Raw genomic sequence first — 19005 nt, 5'->3', positions numbered from 1 at the left:
CAACGGACACGTAGCCTCGTCTGGTCGTCTGTACGGGGCTACTCTCGGCTCACCTGAACGCACTCGATTCAAGCCGTGTTATTTCAATTGAATCAGTTGACCCTGTGACCCGCTCACCTAACCTCTTAAGTTGGTAGCGCTCTGCACTGACCTCCCGACAAGGAACACATTCAGTCCTTGACCTTACTGCGTCGAGCACTTGAGCGCAGATCGCAACGCCACGCTGAAACGAGCAACAGGGTTGGAGAGGGTCATGAATATCAGGCTTGCGTGGTGGAAAGACTTTTGGCTCCCCCCCCAGTGTCCCCGCCGCCGGCCATTGCTACACATCGCTTTATTTATCGCCTGTGGCGCATGCCTCTCGCTCGACGTTTCTGCACAAGATTCAGCATGCAAAAACCCGTTGCTGGTAGAAGAGCCCGGCACCTTGGGCGGGCACCTTGCCATTTCAACAGACAGCACCCTGCTGGCCACCGACGCTGACGACGGTTATGGCGCGGTCATGGATATTACTGTGAGAGACCTGGCCACAGGTGACGCTGTTCGGCGCTGGTCGTTCCCGCAGGAGCGCCTGCAGCAATTGTGTTTCATCGATAAGAGCCGGCTTCTGGTGGCGGGCAGCGACTCAGGCACACTGCGGCTGCTCAATCCGGACACGGGCGAAGTCGTGACCAAACCTGGCGCAGCCGGGCTCTCTCCGATACTGGGCTTCGACTGCCCCGTCAATGGCGGCGCCGCGCTGACCCAGTTTGCCGTGCCGCGCGGAACGATAGAATGGTTTTCGAAAAATCTGGAACCCTCCGGTAAGTTTGAAACCCTGTCCGGGACAACACTGATAGCCTCGGCCACACTGCACAACCAGGCGTTGGTCCTCACAAAAACCATGATTGCAGAGCAGCCCCCAGGCGTGGAGGACGTACTGAGCGGTAATGAAGTAACCACCACGAACTACGCCCTGCTCATGGTGAGCGCACAAGACAATGCTGTGTTGTGGCGCACCGAATTGAGTGTCACGCCGCAGGATTCCGTGATACTGGACCGGTCAGGCAGTGTCGGCGCATGGATGGATGAAGCGGGCTATCTTCACATCGTCAATGCACGCAGCGGTGAAGAAACCCATCGCGTAAAACTTGCCCCCTTTGCATTCCCACGCTTCACGCTCAGTGAGCAGGGGCGATTCCTCGTCATTTCGCAATTGGGTGAGTTGCATTCGTTTGTCGTTGATGTTCAGGCCGGCAAAGTCATCAATGAAACACTATCGAAAGAAATCCTTGCCCTTGGAGAAGATGGTAGCCCTCGCCTGCTGCGGATGCCGGGAAATGAGGGACTCGAGATCGCCTCGGTGAGTAAAGACGGCGCCGTTGCACAGCGCGTCCAGGGCCGCCTGCAGATTCCTTCGCTTGTTCCCCAGCCACCGGGCCGGCTCTTCCTGAGTGGCCAGAAATTCGATTACTCACTCAGCATCAAAGAACGCAAGATCACCCCGTTCAGCAAGCCCGTCGACGTAGTTGCGACCCATGCGGCGTGGATGGCACCCGATACCACCCTGCGTATTTACGAACGGTCTGACGGGAACTGGTCTTTCGGAAACCAAAACGGCACGGATGAACCAGTGCGTCTACCCGCGAACAGCAAAGGCTTGTCAGTCGCGACCTTGGGCGAAAGCTCAGGATTGCTGATGGCGTCTGTCACAGAAGAGGACCTTGAGCGAATCAAAACGGCCGTGGAGGCGTGGTCCGACACTATCGGGGAAAATGCAACCGCGTCCGAACTGAACAGCGTTCTGCTTTCCACCAACACCACGCTCTACGAAGTGGATTTCACAGGTGCCGCCAAGAAGACGCTGTCATTGCGCGGCGCTGTTTCAGCCATGGCAATCAGCGCAGATCAACAATCCATTGCTCGATTCCAGCCACCTGATTTGCAGGTTTTCGATGCCCGCACCGGAAAAAGCACCTTCAAGACAGTCATTCCCGACGTCACGACCATGATTGAATTTTCCCCGACTCATCCATGGATCGCCTTCACCCGCGACCCGAACATTGAAGTCTGGGACTGGCGTAAAAACAGGTTGGTAAAAACAATCACACGTGAAAGAGCACTGGGCGATGGCTTCGCCTTTTCCGCCGATGGGCAGTCGCTCATTTATGCCGATGGCGCGACGGTGCACGTGACGTCACTACCAACGCCTCACGCCGCAAAAGTGGCTTTGCCAGCCCACGCCCACATCGATTACAAGGCGGACGGCGCAGTCGGAACCATCACAGCGCTCAACGATAACTTGTTCGCCGGGCTTTCCAGTTCAGGCGCAGTGAATATCTGGAAAATCGGGCAAGCTGCGCCCGTGGCTCGGTTGATCTTCGAGAAAAGCGGCGCATGGACGGTGATCGACGATAAAGGCCGCTTCGACACCTCCGCCATTGAAACCAATAATGCGGTGCACCTTTACAGTGCCGGGAATACCGCACACCGTCTGAGTCTTCAAACGTGCCGGGACGTCAGCTGGATTCCAGGCTTGTTGAACGAAGTACTCGCAGAAACAGTCACTGCACCCTAGGCTCTGTGTGAAAAGCCTTGATACTCGGTGATGCTGCGTTGAAAACAGCCTCGGAATGCTCATTTACAACCCGTAAACTCCGCTTCCTCGGCTGTTTTCGCCTTGCCTGACCTTCGTCTCAAGACTTTTCACACAGACCCTAGATCGATGAGAGGGCTCTGGGCTTTAATGCCCATCCTGGGTGCCCATGGAAGGTGAAAGCGCCCGACACCAGGCCCAAGTGCCACGCACACGTCCAATCAAGGAAGAGAAGACATTGAAAGCAGCTATCAGCGCATTGTTGTTGGCTTGGCTGACGACCAGTGCATTGGCCGACGAGCATTCCGTCGGCTGGAGATCGTCCACGCTGGCGGATCCGCACAATGCCCGCCCACTGGAGATGGTTGTCTGGTACCCAAGCACAGCGACCACCGCCACGCAACTGATCGGCGACAATCCGGTGTTTGTCGGTGCGTCTGCCATGCCTGACGCGCCGCCTGCTGCCGGTAAACATCCGTTGGTGGTGTTGTCCCATGGCTACCAGGGCAACTGGCGCAATCAGGTCTGGCTGGCCAGTGCCCTGGCTCGCAAAGGCTATATCGTCGCCGCAGTCAATCACCCTGGCAGCACGACCCATGACCGCAGCCCGCAGGCAGCGGCGCAGTTATGGCAGCGCCCTCTTGATCTGGGTCGGGCCATCGATGCAGTCGTCGCTCAACCTGAACAATTCGGTGCGGTCGCCGATGGCCGAATTGCAGCCGTGGGCCACTCGCTCGGCGGCTGGACCGCCCTGGAGATCGCCGGGGCGCGCTTCGACCCAGAGCGCTTCGAACAGGACTGCAACACCCATCCAGAGTTAGCCAGTTGCACCGTTTACGCAAAGATGAAACCTGCAGGCTCCACAGAGTCCAAGGCTGCGTTGGGCGCCGATTGGCGCGACCAACGCGTCACGGCCGTGGTCACTCTGGACCTGGGCCTCTCCCGGGGGCTGACCGATAAAAGCCTGGCCGCCCTGCCGATACCCGCCCTGGTGATCGCAGCGGGCGTACCGTCGCGTGAACTTCCCGCTGAACTGGAGTCGGCCAACCTGGCCAAACGCCTGCCTGCGGCGTCCAGTCGTTACGTCGAGATCAGCGACGCCAGCCATTTCACCTTCATGTCGATCTGCAAACCAGGCGCGCAGTCAGTGCTCGAGGCAGAAGTACCGGGGGATGGCGTCATTTGCCGGGATGGCGAGAACGGCCGTGCGCGGGATGCTATTCAGCAGCACGTTGCGTCGCTGATCACGGCTTTTCTTGAACAATCACCTGGCTACAAGAAAGACAGCCTGGTGATTCGCGCCCCCACAGGAATCTGAGCTGCCAGACTGCTAACTTGAACGTCCAGCACTAATCAATCTTGTCATTTGCCAGGGCTTGGTACCGGGTCCATACCAATGACATCTCTGGTAAAGGAGTCACCGCATGTCGAAGCTTTATCCCAGTGTTGATCCTCAGGGGCTGGTCGAGTACTCGGTGGTCTATACCGACCGCTCGCTCAATCACATGTCGCAGACGTTTCAAGGGGTGATGAGGAACATCTCCAAGACCCTGAAGCAGGTCTATAACGCCCAGGCTGTTGCGATAGTGCCGGGCAGCGGTACCTTCGGCATGGAATCGGTAGCGCGGCAGTTCGCCACCGGCCAGCAATGCCTGGTGATCCGCAACGGCTGGTTCAGTTATCGCTGGAGCCAGATCCTTGAAATGGGCAACATCCCGGCGGCCACCACGGTGCTCAAAGCCCGGCCGGTCGACACGGGCCGCCAGGCTGCCTACGCGCCCCCACCGCTGGACGAAGTGCTGGCGGCCATCGAGACGCACAAGCCGCAGATTGTCTTTGCCCCCCACGTTGAAACCTCATCCGGGATCATCCTGCCCGACGATTATCTGCGGGCCGTCGGCGACGCCGTGCATGCGGTGGGCGGCCTGTTCGTGCTGGACTGCATCGCCTCAGGCACGCTTTGGGTCGATATGCACAAGTGCGCCGTCGACCTGCTGATCAGCGCACCGCAGAAAGGCTGGAGCGCCTCCCCGTGCTGCGCCCTGGTGATGCTCAGTGCTTTGGCCCTCGAGCGCATCGAGCACACGCAAAGCAGCAGCTTTGCCTGCGACCTGAAAAAGTGGCTGCAGATCATGCAGGCCTACGAACAGGGCGGGCATGCCTACCATGCGACCATGCCCAGCGATGCGCTGGCGCGATTCAACGAGGTGATGAACGAGATGCAAGCCAGCGGTTTCGACAAGCTCCGCGACGAACAGTGGGCACTGGGCGATCGGGTACGTGCCATGTTGACCGGCAAAGGCATCAAAAGCGTGGCTGCGGCCGGGTTTCAGGCCCCGGGTGTGGTGGTGAGCTACACCGATGATGCCGATATCAAGAGCGGTAAGAAGTTTGCTGCGCACGGCCTGCAGATAGCTGCCGGCGTGCCGTTGCAATGTGACGAACCGGCCGACTTCCAGACCTTCCGTATCGGCCTGTTCGGGCTCGAAAAACTGAATAATATCGAGCGCACGGTCAGCACTCTTGAGCAGGCGCTGGGTGAAGTGATGGGGGACTAAGCCCTGCTCTGGGCTGCTGCACGGCTGAGGGTGAGGGTGAGGGTGAGGGTGAAGCTGGCAGTGATTCTGTGGGAGCGGGCTTGCCCCGCGAAGAGGCCGGCCCATGAAAAGGAGCAGCCTGGCACGGGCTACGCCCGTGTTCGCGGGGCAAGCCCGCGCCCACGAAAACTACTGTTGGGCTCACCGGCAGCTTTGGGTCGTTGGCTGCCGGTCGTGAATGGCTGCATTCGACCCAAAGCTGCCATTGCGATGGTGCTGCTCATGCTCATTTTTCGAGGCTGGCGCGAACCTTGTGGGAGCGGGTTTACCCGCGAAGCAGGCGACGCGGAGGGTGGCACAGGCTTCGCCCGTGTTCGCGGCGGTTCGACGCCTCGATAAACCCGCTCCCACAGAGATCACCTCTGGCATGACTGTCAGCTACGGGTCGGAGGTAGACACTCGTCACGGGCTGCCTTCGACCCAAAGCTGCCTTTCGCCCAGGACAGCAAAGGGTAAAAACAAGACACAGCGAAATATCATTGCTACCGGCATTCTATGCAGACTTGTTGAAACCATGCAGAGAATGAAGGCCAATGCTCATCTGTGCTTCCATTATGCGACCAGTATCGAACAGCGCCAGATTCTGAAATTAGAAAGTAGTCACCATTGTCTTCAATGAAAGGTAGCCAATCACGTGGTACACCTGCGTGGTCCCAAGCAAACGCTGAGATTTCGAATATATCCAAGTAGCTACAGCCTCTCACTATCAACGCTGCATCCAGCACGGCATTTTCGACGTTACTACCTTCCTTCAAGAAGCGGACATATTGATCTGGAAAGCGAAACTTGAGTACGCGTTCAGCTTCTGCGATATCGGCGTCTGTAGGTATACGGAAAGGGTCTACTGACATTTATTTGATCCACGTCCTAATGGGTGGCGTTTAAGCCTGCTGACTCAAGCACCCTAACTCATTTCGGACCGAAAGACGCAGATTGGCTCACAGGAACAATGCACTCGATTAAGCCTGTGCTATCGGCCATTCACAGTCGAAAGCAGCCAATCGCAAACCCACCTGAACGACCCTTGCAAGCCCGAACTTCATCCTTCCCGCACTGTCTATAAGGTCTCTGTATCCAACCGGTCAGACAGCCCAGTCTGCCTGCCCAGTCCCTACCCCAACCGGCAGCCTGCCCCTTGTTTAGACCATCCCTGATGCCAAGCCCCCGCACGCTGTCGACCTTGCTGCTATTGCTCAGTGCAACAACATCGCCCTACACCCTGGCCAGCGACCGCTCCGCCACCGCCAGAAGCAACAACGCCTCTACCCAACTGATCGAAACCGCCTCGCAGCAGTACGCCGATGGCCATCCGGATCAGGCGGCAGCAACCCTGGAGCGTGCCCTGCAAATCCAGCCGAACAATCCCGCCACCCTGCACTACCTCGGGGTATTACGTCTCCAACAGGGCCAGTTCCAGCAGGCCGAAACCCTGGCGGCCCGCTCCAACCTGCGGGTAGGCGCCAACCAGGCGTTGCGCAACCGCAACCTGCAATTGATCGCAGCGGCACAGACCGCCCAGCGCACAGGCGTTGTGCCAACCAGGGCGGTGACGGTTCCCGTGCAGGACGCTATCGCCGCGAGGCCACCCGCGCCACCGCTGCAACCTGTTGCCGCTCTGGGCAGCGAGCCGAACGAGATACCGCGAGGTTTTCGCCCACCTCCCGGCAAATGCCGCATCTGGTTCCCCGACCGCCCGCCAGGCCATCAACCCGCACCGGTGAAATGCAAGAAACTCAAAGGCCGGGTGCCATTGGGCGCGTACCTGGTCCGCCATTGAACCCATAGGCTGGGTTATGCTCCACCCCCTCAGCCAGGGGAGTGTCACGATGCAACTCACGTTCAGCCACGTGGATGTACTGGTCAACCAGCTCGAACCAGCCTGCGCCTACTATCAGCAAATCCTCGGCGCCGAGATTTCCACCACCCAGGTGTGGGAACGCGGCGGCCTGCACGTGCGCTACGCCATCGCCCGCATGGGCCAGGAGCGGTTCATGCTGGTGCAACCGCTGGCGGGCAACCTCAAGGTGCTGCTGGACGAGCACGTCGAAGGCATGATCTACCGCCATTGCTACTCGACGCCGGACATCGAAGTGGCCTACGACCAGTTGCTGGCCAACGGCGTACAGCCAGAGAACGAAAACGGCCAGCCGCTGGCACGCAGTGACCTGCAATCGCCGGCCGGGGCGCGGATCATCTGGTTGCCCAAGCGCTTTGGGCATTTTTCCATCGAGATCATCGAGGCGCAGGCGTTGGAGGCGTTCATCGAAGGGGCGTTTGCCTGATACCACAACCTGCAGTAGGGCCGCCGTGCGGCCCATCGCCGGCAAGCCGGCTCCCACAAGCGCCGATCTCAAGACATGCGCTGTACCTGTGGGAGCCGGCTTGCCGGCGATGGGCTGCGCAGCAGCCCAAGTCGTTCAGGAGTACATCCCTGTTCTCCCGCGCCTTCTCACGTCAGCAGGAAGTCCGCCGCCGTCACACTGGTCGCATCCCCTACCCCCACCAGGCGGATGGTGTCGGTGGCACCGGCGAAGCTGACCAGGGTATCGGCCCCCACATCGGCGATGGTCACGTTGGCGGCAAAGGTCGCCGCCGTGATGTTCATCGCCGAGATGTCCAGCCGGTCCTGGCCGCCTGCCGGGGCGGCATCGAAGCCGAACACCTGGTCGGTGCCGAAGCCTGCGGCGAACACGAAGACATCGTTGCCGTCGAGCGCCACCAGCGAGTCGTTGCCGGCCCCGCCGGTGACCGTGTCGTTGCCCGCGCCGCCATCGATGAAGTCATCGCCGGCCCCGCCCAGCAAGGTGTCGTTACCGCCACCACCGAGCACGGTGTCGTTGCCGTCACCGCCCTCCAGCCGGTCGACACCCACGCCGCCATCGAGGTTGTCGTTGCCCACCCCACCCAGCAAGGTGTCATCGCCATTGCCGCCGTTTAGCGCATCGTCGCCGGCACCGCCATCGAGGGTGTCATTGTTGCCACCGCCGTTGAGGGTGTCGTTGCCGAGGCCGCCGAACAGCTGGTCGTTGCCGGCGTCGCCATTGAGCGTGTCGTTGCCGGCGTTGCCGTTGAGGGTATCGTCGCCACCGGCACCAGTGAGGGTGTCGTTGCCGGCACCGCCGCTGATGACGTTGGCGAGGTCGTTGCCCAAGCCTATGAAGTTGCCCACGCCGGTGTAGGTCAGGTTCTCGACGTTGGCGGTCAGCGCGTAGCTGGCCAGCGAGGTGCGCACGGTATCGATACCACCGCCGGCGGCCTCGACCACCACATCGTTGCCGGCATCGATCACGTAGGTATCGTTGCCGGCGCCGCCCACCAGCCGGTCATCACCCGCACCGCCATTGAGCGTGTCGTTGCCGCTGCCGCCAGTGATGGTGTTGGCCTGCGCGTTGCCGGTACCGGTGAAGTTGGCGCTGCCGGTGTAGGTCAGGTTCTCGATCTCGTTGCCCAACAGGTAGCTGGCCAGGCTGGTCTGCACCAGGTCGACACCGCCGCCGGCCGCTTCGGTGACGCTGTCGCCGAGGTTGTCGACCACGAAGGTGTCGTTGCCGGCACCGCCGTTCATGGTGTCGGCGCCAAGCCCGCCGTTGAGGACATCGTTGCCGTCCTCGCCATTGAGCACGTCGTCACCGTCGCCGCCGTTAAGCGTATCGTTACCGACACCGCCGAACAACTGGTCGAACCCGGCCAGGCCATTGAGCGTGTCGTTGCCGCCCAGGCCCAGCAGCACATCGTTGCCCACCGTGCCGTTGAGGGTGTTGGCCGCGTTGGTGCCTTGCAGCACGATGCCCGGTATCACCGCCACCGCTGCCGTGGCCGCCGAGGTCACCACCTCCTGTTTGCCGAAGCCGTCGGTGTAGCGCACGATCACCCGCAGTTGCTGATTGCCCTGGGCCAGGCCCGGGGTGAAGCTGGCCGTCGTGGCGCCGGCGATGTCGTTGAAGTTGCCGCCCAGCCCCTGCTGCCACTGGAAGCTGAAGGCGCCCAGGCCGTCGAGGTCGGCGATGCTGCCGGTCAGCGCGGTCAGGGTCTGGCCCTGGTCCGGCGTGGTGTCGCTGATCAGCACCGCGCCGGTTGGCGCGTCGTTGACGTTGAGCACCGGCAGCGTCGGGTCGGAGGTCGCCACCTCGGCCACGCCGAAGTCATCCACGTAATGCACCAGCACGCGTATCTGCTGGCCGACCTGGGCCTGGCCAAGGGTGAAGCTGGTGCCGGTGGCGCCGGCGATGTTCACCCAGCCCACGCCCACGTTCGACTGCCACTGCACGCTGAACTGCGGGTTGCTCAGGCCATCGGCGTCGACGATGGCCGCAAGGTTCGCGGTGAGCACCTGATTCTGCGCCGCCAGCCCGGTCACGGTCGGCCCTGCGCTGGGGGCGCTGTTGGCCGAGGAGTCGACGATTTCCAGCGTGCCCTTGGCGTCCTGGTACACCGCCCGCACGCGGATGTTCAGCCCCGCCACATCGTCCGCCACCCGGTAGGTGCTGCCGGTCGCCCGCGACACTTCGCCGGCGGCGACAAAGGTGATGTCTTCATAGACACCGGTGCCGGGGATGGTCTCGACCTGCCAGTAGTAGGCCACCGGCCCAGTCACCGCGCCGCTGGCGTTGCCTGCGCCGACGTTGTCGGCGTCGTGCACGCCACGGTTGCTCACCCGCAGCAACTGGCCGGCCACCGGCGCATCGGCCCGCGCGCCGCTGGCGTCATCGAGGATCGCCAGGTGGCCCGCAGGGCCATTGTTGACGGCGGTCCCCACACCCGAGGCCTGGGCGCTGTCGGCAAACTGCAGGCGTTCGATGCCGGTCAGGCGGTCCACGCCGTCACGGCCCACCACGGTATCGGTGACGATGACCGTGTCGCCCTCGATGCTGATGCGGTAGTCGGTGGCGATGCCGCTGAACACCGCGGTGTCGTAGCTGTTGTCGCCACTGAGGATCTCCCGCACGATCACCAGCTGCCCGGGGTTGTAGGTGCCGTTGAGCATCAGCGGCACCATCGGCTCCATGCTGTCGAAGGTGGCGATTTCCGGGCCGGTTCCGTCGTGGTTGGCGCGCACGCTGATGCGTACGTTCAGCCACTTGTCACCGTCGAGGATGTCGTCGCCGCCGCGACCCTCGATCAGGTCGCTGCCGCTGCCGCCCAGGATGATGTTGCCGCCATCATAGAAGGTCGCGCCGGCCGCCAGCAGGTCGACCAGGCCGTTGATCAGGCCGATGTTGGTCAGCACGCTGCCGGTGGCCCCGGCGGTGGGCAGCGAGGTGGCATCCTCGTTGTCGCCGCGCAGGAAGTCGCCATGGACCGAGCCCGACAGGCCTTCCATGATGTCGAAGCGCACCAGCGCCGAAGCGCCCGAGCCCGGCACCAGCGGCACATCGAAGAAGCGGTCGCTGTAGTCGATGGAAACGCCCTGAGCCAGGTCCTTGAAGGTCGCCCAGTCATAGCCTGAGCCGCCGATGTAGCGGTCGCCGAAGCCAAGGCTGCCAACCATGATGTCGTCGCCGCCTTCACCGTTGAACTTGTCGTTCTCGTTGCCGCCGATGAACACGTCGTTGCCGATGATCGGGTCGTTGCCGAGCGGGTCGAAGTTGTCGCCGGGCGCCCCGTCCGAGGTGCCCTTCTCGATCCAGTCGTCGCCTTCGTTGCCCATGTCCTGCTCGTTGGCCTTGCTGCCCAGGATGAAGTCGTTGCCCTGGCCGCCGATGGCTTCACTGGCATCCTCGCCGGTGACGATGAAGTCGTTGCCGAAGCCGCCGATGATCAGGTTGATGCCGTTGCCGCCGTGCAGCACATCGTTGCCGTCGCCGCCCTGGATGTTATCGTCGCCGCCGGTGTCGCTGATGATGTCGTCACCGGCACCACCGCGCAGCTGGTCGTTGCCGTCGCCACCGTCGATCCGGTCGTTGCCGGCATCGCCCCACACCGTGTCGTCGCCCTCGCTGGCGATGAGGATGTCATCGCCGTTGGTGCCGCCGAGCACGATGTGCTCGTCACCGGTGTAGCGGATGTAGTTGCCGTCGGGGCCGGCGGTCAGCGGGTTGTCGCGGAACACCACCTGATGGCCGTTATCGTCCAGCGGGTCGGCGTTGCCCAGGCCGTCGTTGTACTGCTTGGAGCGGTCCACTTCCAGGTAGAAGCCAGGGTCGGAGAACACCAGGCCCGGCAGGTGAGTAGCCGAGGTGTTGGCCATGATCAGCTTGGCGAACGAGTTGCTTTCCAGCTCGGCGTTCATCGACAGGCCGGCGGTGCGTTCCAGGTAATAGAAGCGGTCACCGTCCTGCAGTTTCTCCAGCTGGTTCTCGAACACGAAGTTGAAGGTGCTGCCGAGCATGCCGCCGAACGGCGTCTTCGCTTCGGCCAGGCCGCCGATCCACAGGTCGATGGCATCCACCCCGGTGATGGTCACCCCCTTGAGGTCGTCGGCGGTGCCCAGCACGCCATCCTTGCCGGCCTTGGTCACGTTGGCCCAGTCACCGCTGCCGTTGAGGAAGTCCAGGCGGTCGCTGGGCGCACCACTGCCACCGAACACCAGGGCCATGGCGGCGTCACGCTTGCCCTCGAGGGTGGTGGCTGCGGTGATGCTGGCGTGGGTGCCATAGGCGGCGATGAAGTTGATCAGCGATTCCGGGTGCTTGAGGTGCTGCACCAGGTCGACCCAGCTGGTGTACGGCTTGAGCTGAGTGTCACCGGTCTGGCCATAGATGTCGCGGCGCAGGGCGTTGAGCGACGGGATGCCGACATCGCGGCCCCGGGCGATGTTGATCGCCGGCAGGTCCAGCGGCAGGCCCAGCAGGTTGTTGCGCAGCGCCTCGGTGACGAACTCGTCGATCTCGTTGCCGGCCTGGCGGGTCACCCCGCGCACGATGGCACTGGTCGCCTCTTCGGGTGTCACGCCACTGGCGGCATAGGCCAGCGGGTTGAGGAACGCCGCGATCAGGCCCATCTGCTGGTCGGGGTTGGCGCTGGCCGGGTCGCCGATCACCTTGAAGTCGACGTCGAAGCGGTCGACCGTTTCGGTCAGCATCGAGTGGCCGAAGCGGTACACGGTGTGCGCGAACTCGGCGACGATCGAGGCATCGAGGTCGACGTCATACACCTGGGTCGGGGCGAAGAACAGGTCGACCCGCGGCTGGATGGTGCGGGCGAACTCCTCGAACACCAGGTGCTGGTACTGCATCTCGGTGCCGAACTTGGCGGCCTGGAACAGCCGCTCGCCGTTCCATACCAGCGCGTCGATCTCGGCCTGGGTGGCAGGCAACGCCGCCACCGGGTCGAGCAGCCACTCGTTGATGAAGGCCACATCGTGGGAGTCGAGCACGGTGTCCTTGGTCTGCGCCACCAGCCGGTTGTGCTCGGCGTGGAAGATCGCATGCACGGCGGTCAGGCCGATGTTCTCGTTGACCCGGCCGTCACCGGCGATGTAGTGGGCGTCGAGCAGTTCGTTGTCGTAGGCGGTGTTGGCACCGGTCTGCGGGTTGAACGGCACGGCGTTGCCAATCGCATCGCCGGCATCCGGCGCCAGCACGCCGCCGCTGAACACCGGCACGGCGCTGTGGGCGATGTCGGCAAGGAACTGGTGGCCGGTGCGCACGGCATTGCTCAGGTCGATCGGTGCCAGCGGGTTGCCTTCGACCAGCACGTCGTCGGCGGTGCCGCCCAGGCCGTCACTCCCCTTCATCACCACCATCGGGTAGCCGTTGGGCCCTTTGATGAAATTGCCGTAGGCGTCGGTGGCCAGCAACGGCACGTTGTCCACGTCGGCGTCGGTGAGGTGGATGCCCAGCACATCGTTGGCCTGGGCCTTGACCACTTTCCAGGTGGCCATGCCGCCAATCTCGCTGTCGTCGCCGGTGCCGTACTTGCCGTCGGCGCCCAGGTCACGGTTGGTGATCAAGCGGCCGGTGGCGATCGGGCCATCGTCGGTCAGCTGGTAGCCGCGCAGGAACACCTGGTGCGACGGGTGCGAGCTGTAGGTCTGGTTCTGGTCGACGAACGGCGTGGTGGTGTTGGTGTGTTCGTGGATATCGTCGGCGGTGCCCAGCACGCCGTCGGCGCCGGGCAGGTTGGTGGCGCGGGTCAGCACCATGAAGTTGGAATGCCCGCCCGGCACGTACAGCGGGTCGTCCGCCTGCAGCGGGATGAAGATGGTGCCCGAACCGCCCTTGGTCACCAGGTCGAGGCCGTGGTCGAAGAACTGCCCGAAGAAGGTCATCCAGGCGTTGAACGGCGCGGACAGGCCGGCATCCGGCGCGGTGTTCTCGAACAGATACACGTCGTGGTCGTCATTGGTGCCGAACTGGCCATCCAGGCCGGGGCTGGCGACGATGCGCACGCCATCCTTGAGCACGTCGTCACTGCCCGGCGCGCCAAAGTCGAGGTGGCCGTTGGCACCGGGGTCATAGGCGGTGGCGTAGGCGGCCGGGTTGTTCGAGGTCTGGTCGACGATCAGGTTGCTGATGGTGCGCGGCTGCGAGTCGAATACGTTGCCGCTGGTCTGCTGGTACGAGGTCGCAGGGCTGGCCGGGGAATTTGGACCAAAGAAGCCGGCCGGGGCGCCTTCGGCCGAATTGAACACCGGGTCGCTCAGGCGTGGGAACACATTGTCGGCGGCACCGTATTCGGTGTGGTTGTTGCCGTTGAGGTTCATCAGGTTGTTGTTCGAGCCATCGACCGCACGCAGGCCCAGCGGCGCGCGGATGTTGGGGATCAGCGAGAGGATGTCCTGCCCGGCCGCGTCGGCCTCGGCGATCTTGATCTGCGCGAGGATGAAGTTGAGGTCCGAGCGCACCATGTGCAGGCCGGCGCCGCCGTCGGCGGCATCCACCACCGGGGTTGGCGCCGTGGGCACGACCGGCGCGCCGGGCTCCACCACTGTGGTGGGCTGGGAGAACAGGATTTCGGTGGTGCCGTGGCCATCCTGGTAGATCGCCTTGACCCGCAGCGACAGCCCGGCAAGGTCCGGCGAGACCTTGAACGCCGTGCCGTCGGCGCTCTGGAATGCCAGGTCGCCGGCCGGCAGCAGGATGATGTCCTGGAACACGCCACTGCCCGGGTCGGCCTCGAACTGCCAGTAGTACGAGACCGAGCTGTTGGCCAAGGTACCCAGCGGGTTGCCGGCGCCGATGTTGTTGGCATCGCGCACCCCGGCCACGCTCACGGTGAGAGTGTCGCCCACGGTGATCGCGCCACCGTTGCCGTCGGTGATGGTCGGGCTGCCGGTCGGTTGCGCATTCGCCCCCGGCACCAGCACGCGCTGGCCGTCGGCGAACTGCAGGCGCTCGATGTGCAGCAGGGTGTCGGTGCCGTCGCGGCCGGCCACGCTGTCGGCCACGGTCCATACGTCATCCGCCGTGTCGGCGGTGCCACGGTCGTTCTGGGTGACCTGGTACTCGCTCTGCAGCCCGGAGAAGATCGCCGTGTCGAAGGCCGCGCCACCGCTGGAGGTGCCGGGCAGGATCTCACGCACCGCCTTGAGCTGGCCGGGGTTGTAGGTGCGGTCGAGCATGAACGGGATCATGTCGACCATGCTGTCGAAGCTGGCGATCTCGGGGCCGGTGTGGTTGACGTCGCCCGGGGCATACACCGCGATGCGCACGTTGATCCACTTGTCGCCGTCGATCAGGTCATCGCCGCCACGGCCTTCGATCAGGTCACTGCCGTTACCGCCAAGGATGATGTTGCCGGTGGCAAACCCGGTGGTCGGCAGCCCGGCATCGGCCAGGAACTGCTGCAGCCCACGGATCAGCTGGACGTTGGTCAATGCACCGCCGGTGGCGCCGCCGTGGTTGAGGATGGTCACCGCATCCACGTCATCGCCCTTGAGCACGTCGGCGAACTTCGAACCGGACAACCCCTCCACTTCGGCGAAGCGGTCGAGGATCGAGGCCGGCGAGGCGCCGACCGGGTTGAACACCCCGGCGTTCTGGTTCGGCGCGTTGCCATGGGGCTGGGCCAGCGCGGCCAGGCTCAGGTCGGCGGTGACGCCCACCTGGTCGTTCTTGTAGGTGATCCAGTCGAAACCGGACATGCCGTCCATCTTGTCCTGGGCATCGCTGCCGACAAAGATGTCGTCGCCGCCCTCGCCGATCATTTCATCGAAGCCGCCACCGCCGACGAAGATGTCGTTGCCAACCACATCATCGGTGAGCAGGGGCGCGAAGTTGTCGCCCGGCGCGCCGTCCTGGGTGCCCTTCTCGATCCAGTCGTCGCCTTCGTTGCCGGTGGGCGGCAGGTTGGTCTTGGCGCCGAGGATGAAGTCGTCGCCCTGGCCGCCGAAGGTGGTGGTGATGTCTTCGGTGGTGACGATGAAGTCCTGGCCGTCGCCGCCGAGGATCAGGTTGCCGGCGGCCAGCATGCTGCCGGCAATGATCACGTCGTTGCCGGCGTTGCCTTCCAGGCGGTTGTCGCCGAACGAGTCGGTGATGATGTCGTCGCCCGCGCCACCCAGCACCGCATCGTTGCCGGCACCGCCCTCAAGGCGGTCGTTGCCGCCGTCGCCATACAGGGTGTCGTCGCCTTCGCCGGAAATGATGATGTCGTCGCCCGCGGTGCCGCCGAGCACCACATGGTCCTCACCGGTGTAGTGCAGGAAGTTGCTGTCGCCGCCCACGGTGTCGGGGTTGTCGCGGATCACCAGCGGCACGATCTCGACGCCGTTGATCATCAGCCCGCCGGTGGGGTCGGCACGGCCGTCTGCGCCAAGGCCGGTGTACTGGTTGGCCTGGTTGACCTCCAGGGTGAAGGTCGGGGTGAGGAACACCGTGTTGGACAGGTGGGTGACATCGGTGTTGAGCATGATCAGCTTGGCGAACGAGTTGTTCTCCAGCTCAGTGCCGAAGTTCAGGCCCGCGGTGCGCGACAGGTAATAGAAGCGGTCGCCGTTCTGCAGCGCTTCGAGCTGGGTTTCGAAGACGAAGTTGAAGCTTGAGCCGAGCATGCCGCCGAAGGGCATTTTCTGCTCGGCCAGGCCACCGACCCAGAAGTCGATGCTGTCGACGCCGGTGATGGTCACGCCACTGACGTCGTCGGCGCTGTTCATCACGCCGTCCTTGCCGGCCAGGGTGACGTTGGCCCAGGCCCCGGTGCCGTTGAGGAAGTCCAGGCGGTCGCCCGGTGCACCAGTGCCGCCGAACACCAGCGCCAGGGCGGCGGCGCGTTTGTCTTCCAGGGTGGTCGCCGAGGTGATGCTGCTGTGGCTGCCATAGGCGGCGATGAAGTTGACCAGCGAGGCCGGGTGCTTGAGGTGCTCGGCGAAGTCGACCCAGCTGATGTACGGCTTGAGCTGGCTATCGCCGGTGGAATGGTAGAACTCGCGGCGCGCCTGGTTGAGGCTGGGGATGCCGGTGTCACGGCCACGGGCCAGGTTCAGCGCCGGCAGGTCCAGCGGCAAGCCCAGCAGGTTGTTGCGCAGCGCCTCGGTGACGAATTCGTCGATCTCGTTGCCCAGTTGGCGGGTCACGCCGCGGATGATCGCCCCGGCCGCTTCGTCGGCGGTGGCGCCGCTGCCGGCGAAGGCCAGCGGGTTGAGGAAGGCGGCAATCAGGCCCAGTTGCTGGTCGGGATTGTTCGGGTCGCTGAGCACCGGGTTGAACGCGGGGTCGAAGCGGTCGACGGTCTCGGTCAGCATCGAGTGGCCGAAGCGGTACACCACGTGGGCGAACTCGGCGAGGATCGCCGGGTTGATCGAGGTGTCGTAACCGTTGGGGGCGAGGAACTCGTCCACCTGCGGCTGGATGGTGCGGGCGAACTCCTCGAACACCAGGTGCTGGTATTGCATCTCGGTGCCGAACTTGGCGGCCTGGAACAGCCGCTCGCCATCCCATACCAGGGCGGCCACCTGGGCCGGCGTGGTCGGCAGTGCGGCCACATCGTCCACCAGCCATTGGTTGAGGAAGGCCAGGTCGCCCGAGGCGAGGATGGTGTCCTTCGACTGCTGCACCAGGCGGTTATGCTCGGAGTGGAACACATGGTGCACGGCGGTCAGGCCGATGTTCTCGTTGGCGCGGCCGTCGCCGGCGATGTAGTGGGCGTCGAGCAGTTCGTTGTCGTAGGTCAGGTTGCTGCCGCCCGGGCCTGGGGTCTGGGCGTTGCCGATGCTGTTGTCGGTATCGGCCTGCAGCACGCCACCGATCGAGACCGGCTCGGCGTTGTGGGCGATGTCGTCGAGGAAGCCATGGCCGGTGCTCACCGCATTGGCCAGGCTGATCGGCGCGGCGCGGTTGCCTTCGACCAGCTGGGTCAGGTCATCGGCGGTACCCGCGATGCCGTCGGCGCCATTGCCGATGCGGATCACCACCTGCGGCATGCCGTTGGGGCCCTTGATGAAGTTGCCATAGGCATCGGTGGCCAGCAGCGGCACGTTGTGCACGTTGGCGTCGGTCAGGTTGATGCCAAGGATGTCGCGGGCCTGGGCCTTGACCACCGCCCAGGTGGCCATGCCGCCGTTCTCGCCACTGCCATCGTCGGCGGTGCCGAACTTGCCGTCGGCGCCCAGGTCGCGGTTGGTGATCAAGCGGCCGGTGGCCACCGGGTCGCCGCCGGCATCGAGGGTGTATTCGCGCAGGAACACCTGGTGCGAGGGGTGCGAACTGTAGGTCTGGCTCTGGTCGACGAACGGCGAGGTGGTGTTGAGCTGGCCATCGTCTGCGGTGCCGAGCACGCCATCGGCGCCGGCAGTGTGTACCGCGCGCGGCAGCACCATGAAGTTGGTCTGCCCGCCCGGCACGTACAACGGGTCGTCCGGCTGCAGCGGAATGAACACGATGGCGCTGCTGGTCTTGGTGACCAGGTCCAGGCCGTGGTCGAAGAACTGGCCGAAGAACGTCATCCAGGAGTTGAAGCCAGCGGTCAGGCCGGCATCCGGTGACTCGTTGGGGATGAAGAACACTTCTTTATCGTCGGCAGTGCCGAATACGCCGTCCACGCCGGGGCTGATCACCGGTGCGGCGCCGCCATTGGCCTCGACCGCCGCCGGGTTGTGCGCGGTCTGGTCGACGATCAGGTTGCTGATGGTGCGCGGCTGCGAGTCGACCACCGTGCCGCTGGCGGCGTAGGCCGCGCGGTACTGGGCATCGAGCAGGCGCAGGAACGAATTGTCGGCGGCGCCGAACTCGCTCTGCCCAGCCACCAGGTTGTTGTAGCTGCCGTCGACGGTGCGCAGGCCGAACGGCACCTGGCTGTTGGGCAGCAACTCGATAAGGCTGGCGCCCTTGGCATGGGCTTCGGCGATGAAGATCTGCTTGAGGATGAACTCCAGGTCGGACTTGCTGAAATTGGCCATTTTCGGTTGACCTCGATCGGTATGGGGGGCGAGCGCGGGGCGCAGGCGCCCGTCGCGCCCGTTCATAGGCGTGCACGGTTTGCAGCGTTTTCTTGGCGCGAAACAGGGCGCGCAAAACCGTTACCCGCCTGGCGGGCTACGTGCCTGGAGTTCGCACAGGTTCAGGTTCGTCGGGCGCTCAGGCGCGACGGACCCAGGCCCTGGGTGGGCCGTGACTACGAGAGGTGGGGGATAACGTCCTGTAGAGCCCATTCACTCGGTACAAGAACAGAGGGCTGGTCATGTTCTGCTCCCACAGGAATGTCAGCGGGGGCTCGCGGGGCCGTGGCGACAACAGGGCTTCGGGCAAAGTTCCGACGAACTGAATAAGACTAAAGTTGTAGGCAAAAAAATTGTCAATATTACGTCGATAAAAAAGATTGGATCCCGCTAATCATTCTCAACTGGCTGTTTTTAATGAGATTTGCGAGGAATCTATAGAGCAAAAACGTATTACAAAATATTTCTCACAACCTACGCTCCTGCTTGTGGGGCACTGCAGCGTGTTCGGATTACCC

At 63.4% G+C, this 19005-nt stretch carries 7 protein-coding genes; 5 read left to right on the top strand and 2 right to left on the bottom strand.

Annotation, left to right across the window (positions count from 1 at the left end; translation table 11 throughout):
* Positions 1-253 precede the first annotated feature (253 nt).
* The 3 genes from LOY51_RS10845 to LOY51_RS10835 all read left to right on the top strand — a co-directional run bounded on the left by LOY51_RS10845 (position 254) and on the right by LOY51_RS10835 (position 5133).
* Positions 254-2557, top strand: coding sequence for a WD40 repeat domain-containing protein (locus tag LOY51_RS10845; protein ID WP_125858270.1), 2304 nt, complete (start codon positions 254-256; stop codon positions 2555-2557).
* Positions 2558-2813: 256 nt separating this feature from the next.
* Positions 2814-3893, top strand: a complete 1080-nt coding sequence (locus LOY51_RS10840; RefSeq protein ID WP_258646137.1) for an alpha/beta hydrolase family protein — start codon at positions 2814-2816, stop codon at positions 3891-3893.
* Between the two features lie 106 nt (positions 3894-3999).
* A complete protein-coding gene (locus tag LOY51_RS10835) occupies positions 4000-5133 on the top strand; it encodes an aminotransferase class V-fold PLP-dependent enzyme (protein ID WP_125858269.1) in 1134 nt (377 codons plus the stop codon).
* 521 nt (positions 5134-5654) lie between these two features.
* On the opposite strand, the gene LOY51_RS10830 is transcribed toward LOY51_RS10835, so the two are convergent.
* Positions 5655-6023, bottom strand: coding sequence for an SMI1/KNR4 family protein (locus LOY51_RS10830; protein ID WP_110995221.1), 369 nt, complete (start codon positions 6021-6023; stop codon positions 5655-5657).
* Positions 6024-6325: 302 nt separating this feature from the next.
* Between LOY51_RS10830 and LOY51_RS10825 the strand changes: the two genes are divergently transcribed.
* On the top strand, positions 6326-6949 hold the full coding sequence (locus tag LOY51_RS10825) for a tetratricopeptide repeat protein (protein WP_258646134.1): 624 nt from the start codon (positions 6326-6328) through the stop codon (positions 6947-6949).
* 49 nt (positions 6950-6998) lie between these two features.
* Positions 6999-7454: a VOC family protein gene (locus LOY51_RS10820; RefSeq protein ID WP_258646133.1), complete on the top strand. Its 456-nt coding sequence runs from the start codon at positions 6999-7001 to the stop codon at positions 7452-7454.
* A gap of 167 nt (positions 7455-7621) precedes the next feature.
* On the opposite strand, the gene LOY51_RS10815 is transcribed toward LOY51_RS10820, so the two are convergent.
* A complete protein-coding gene (locus LOY51_RS10815) occupies positions 7622-18448 on the bottom strand; it encodes a peroxidase family protein (RefSeq protein WP_258646132.1) in 10827 nt (3608 codons plus the stop codon).
* Positions 18449-19005 lie beyond the last annotated feature (557 nt).

Origin of the sequence: Pseudomonas sichuanensis (assembly GCF_024749065.1) — a bacterium.
GTDB classification, from domain to species: domain Bacteria; phylum Pseudomonadota; class Gammaproteobacteria; order Pseudomonadales; family Pseudomonadaceae; genus Aquipseudomonas; species Aquipseudomonas sichuanensis.
The sequence above is the reverse complement of the archived record's forward strand: the minus strand, read 5'-3'. Positions and strand labels throughout refer to the sequence as shown.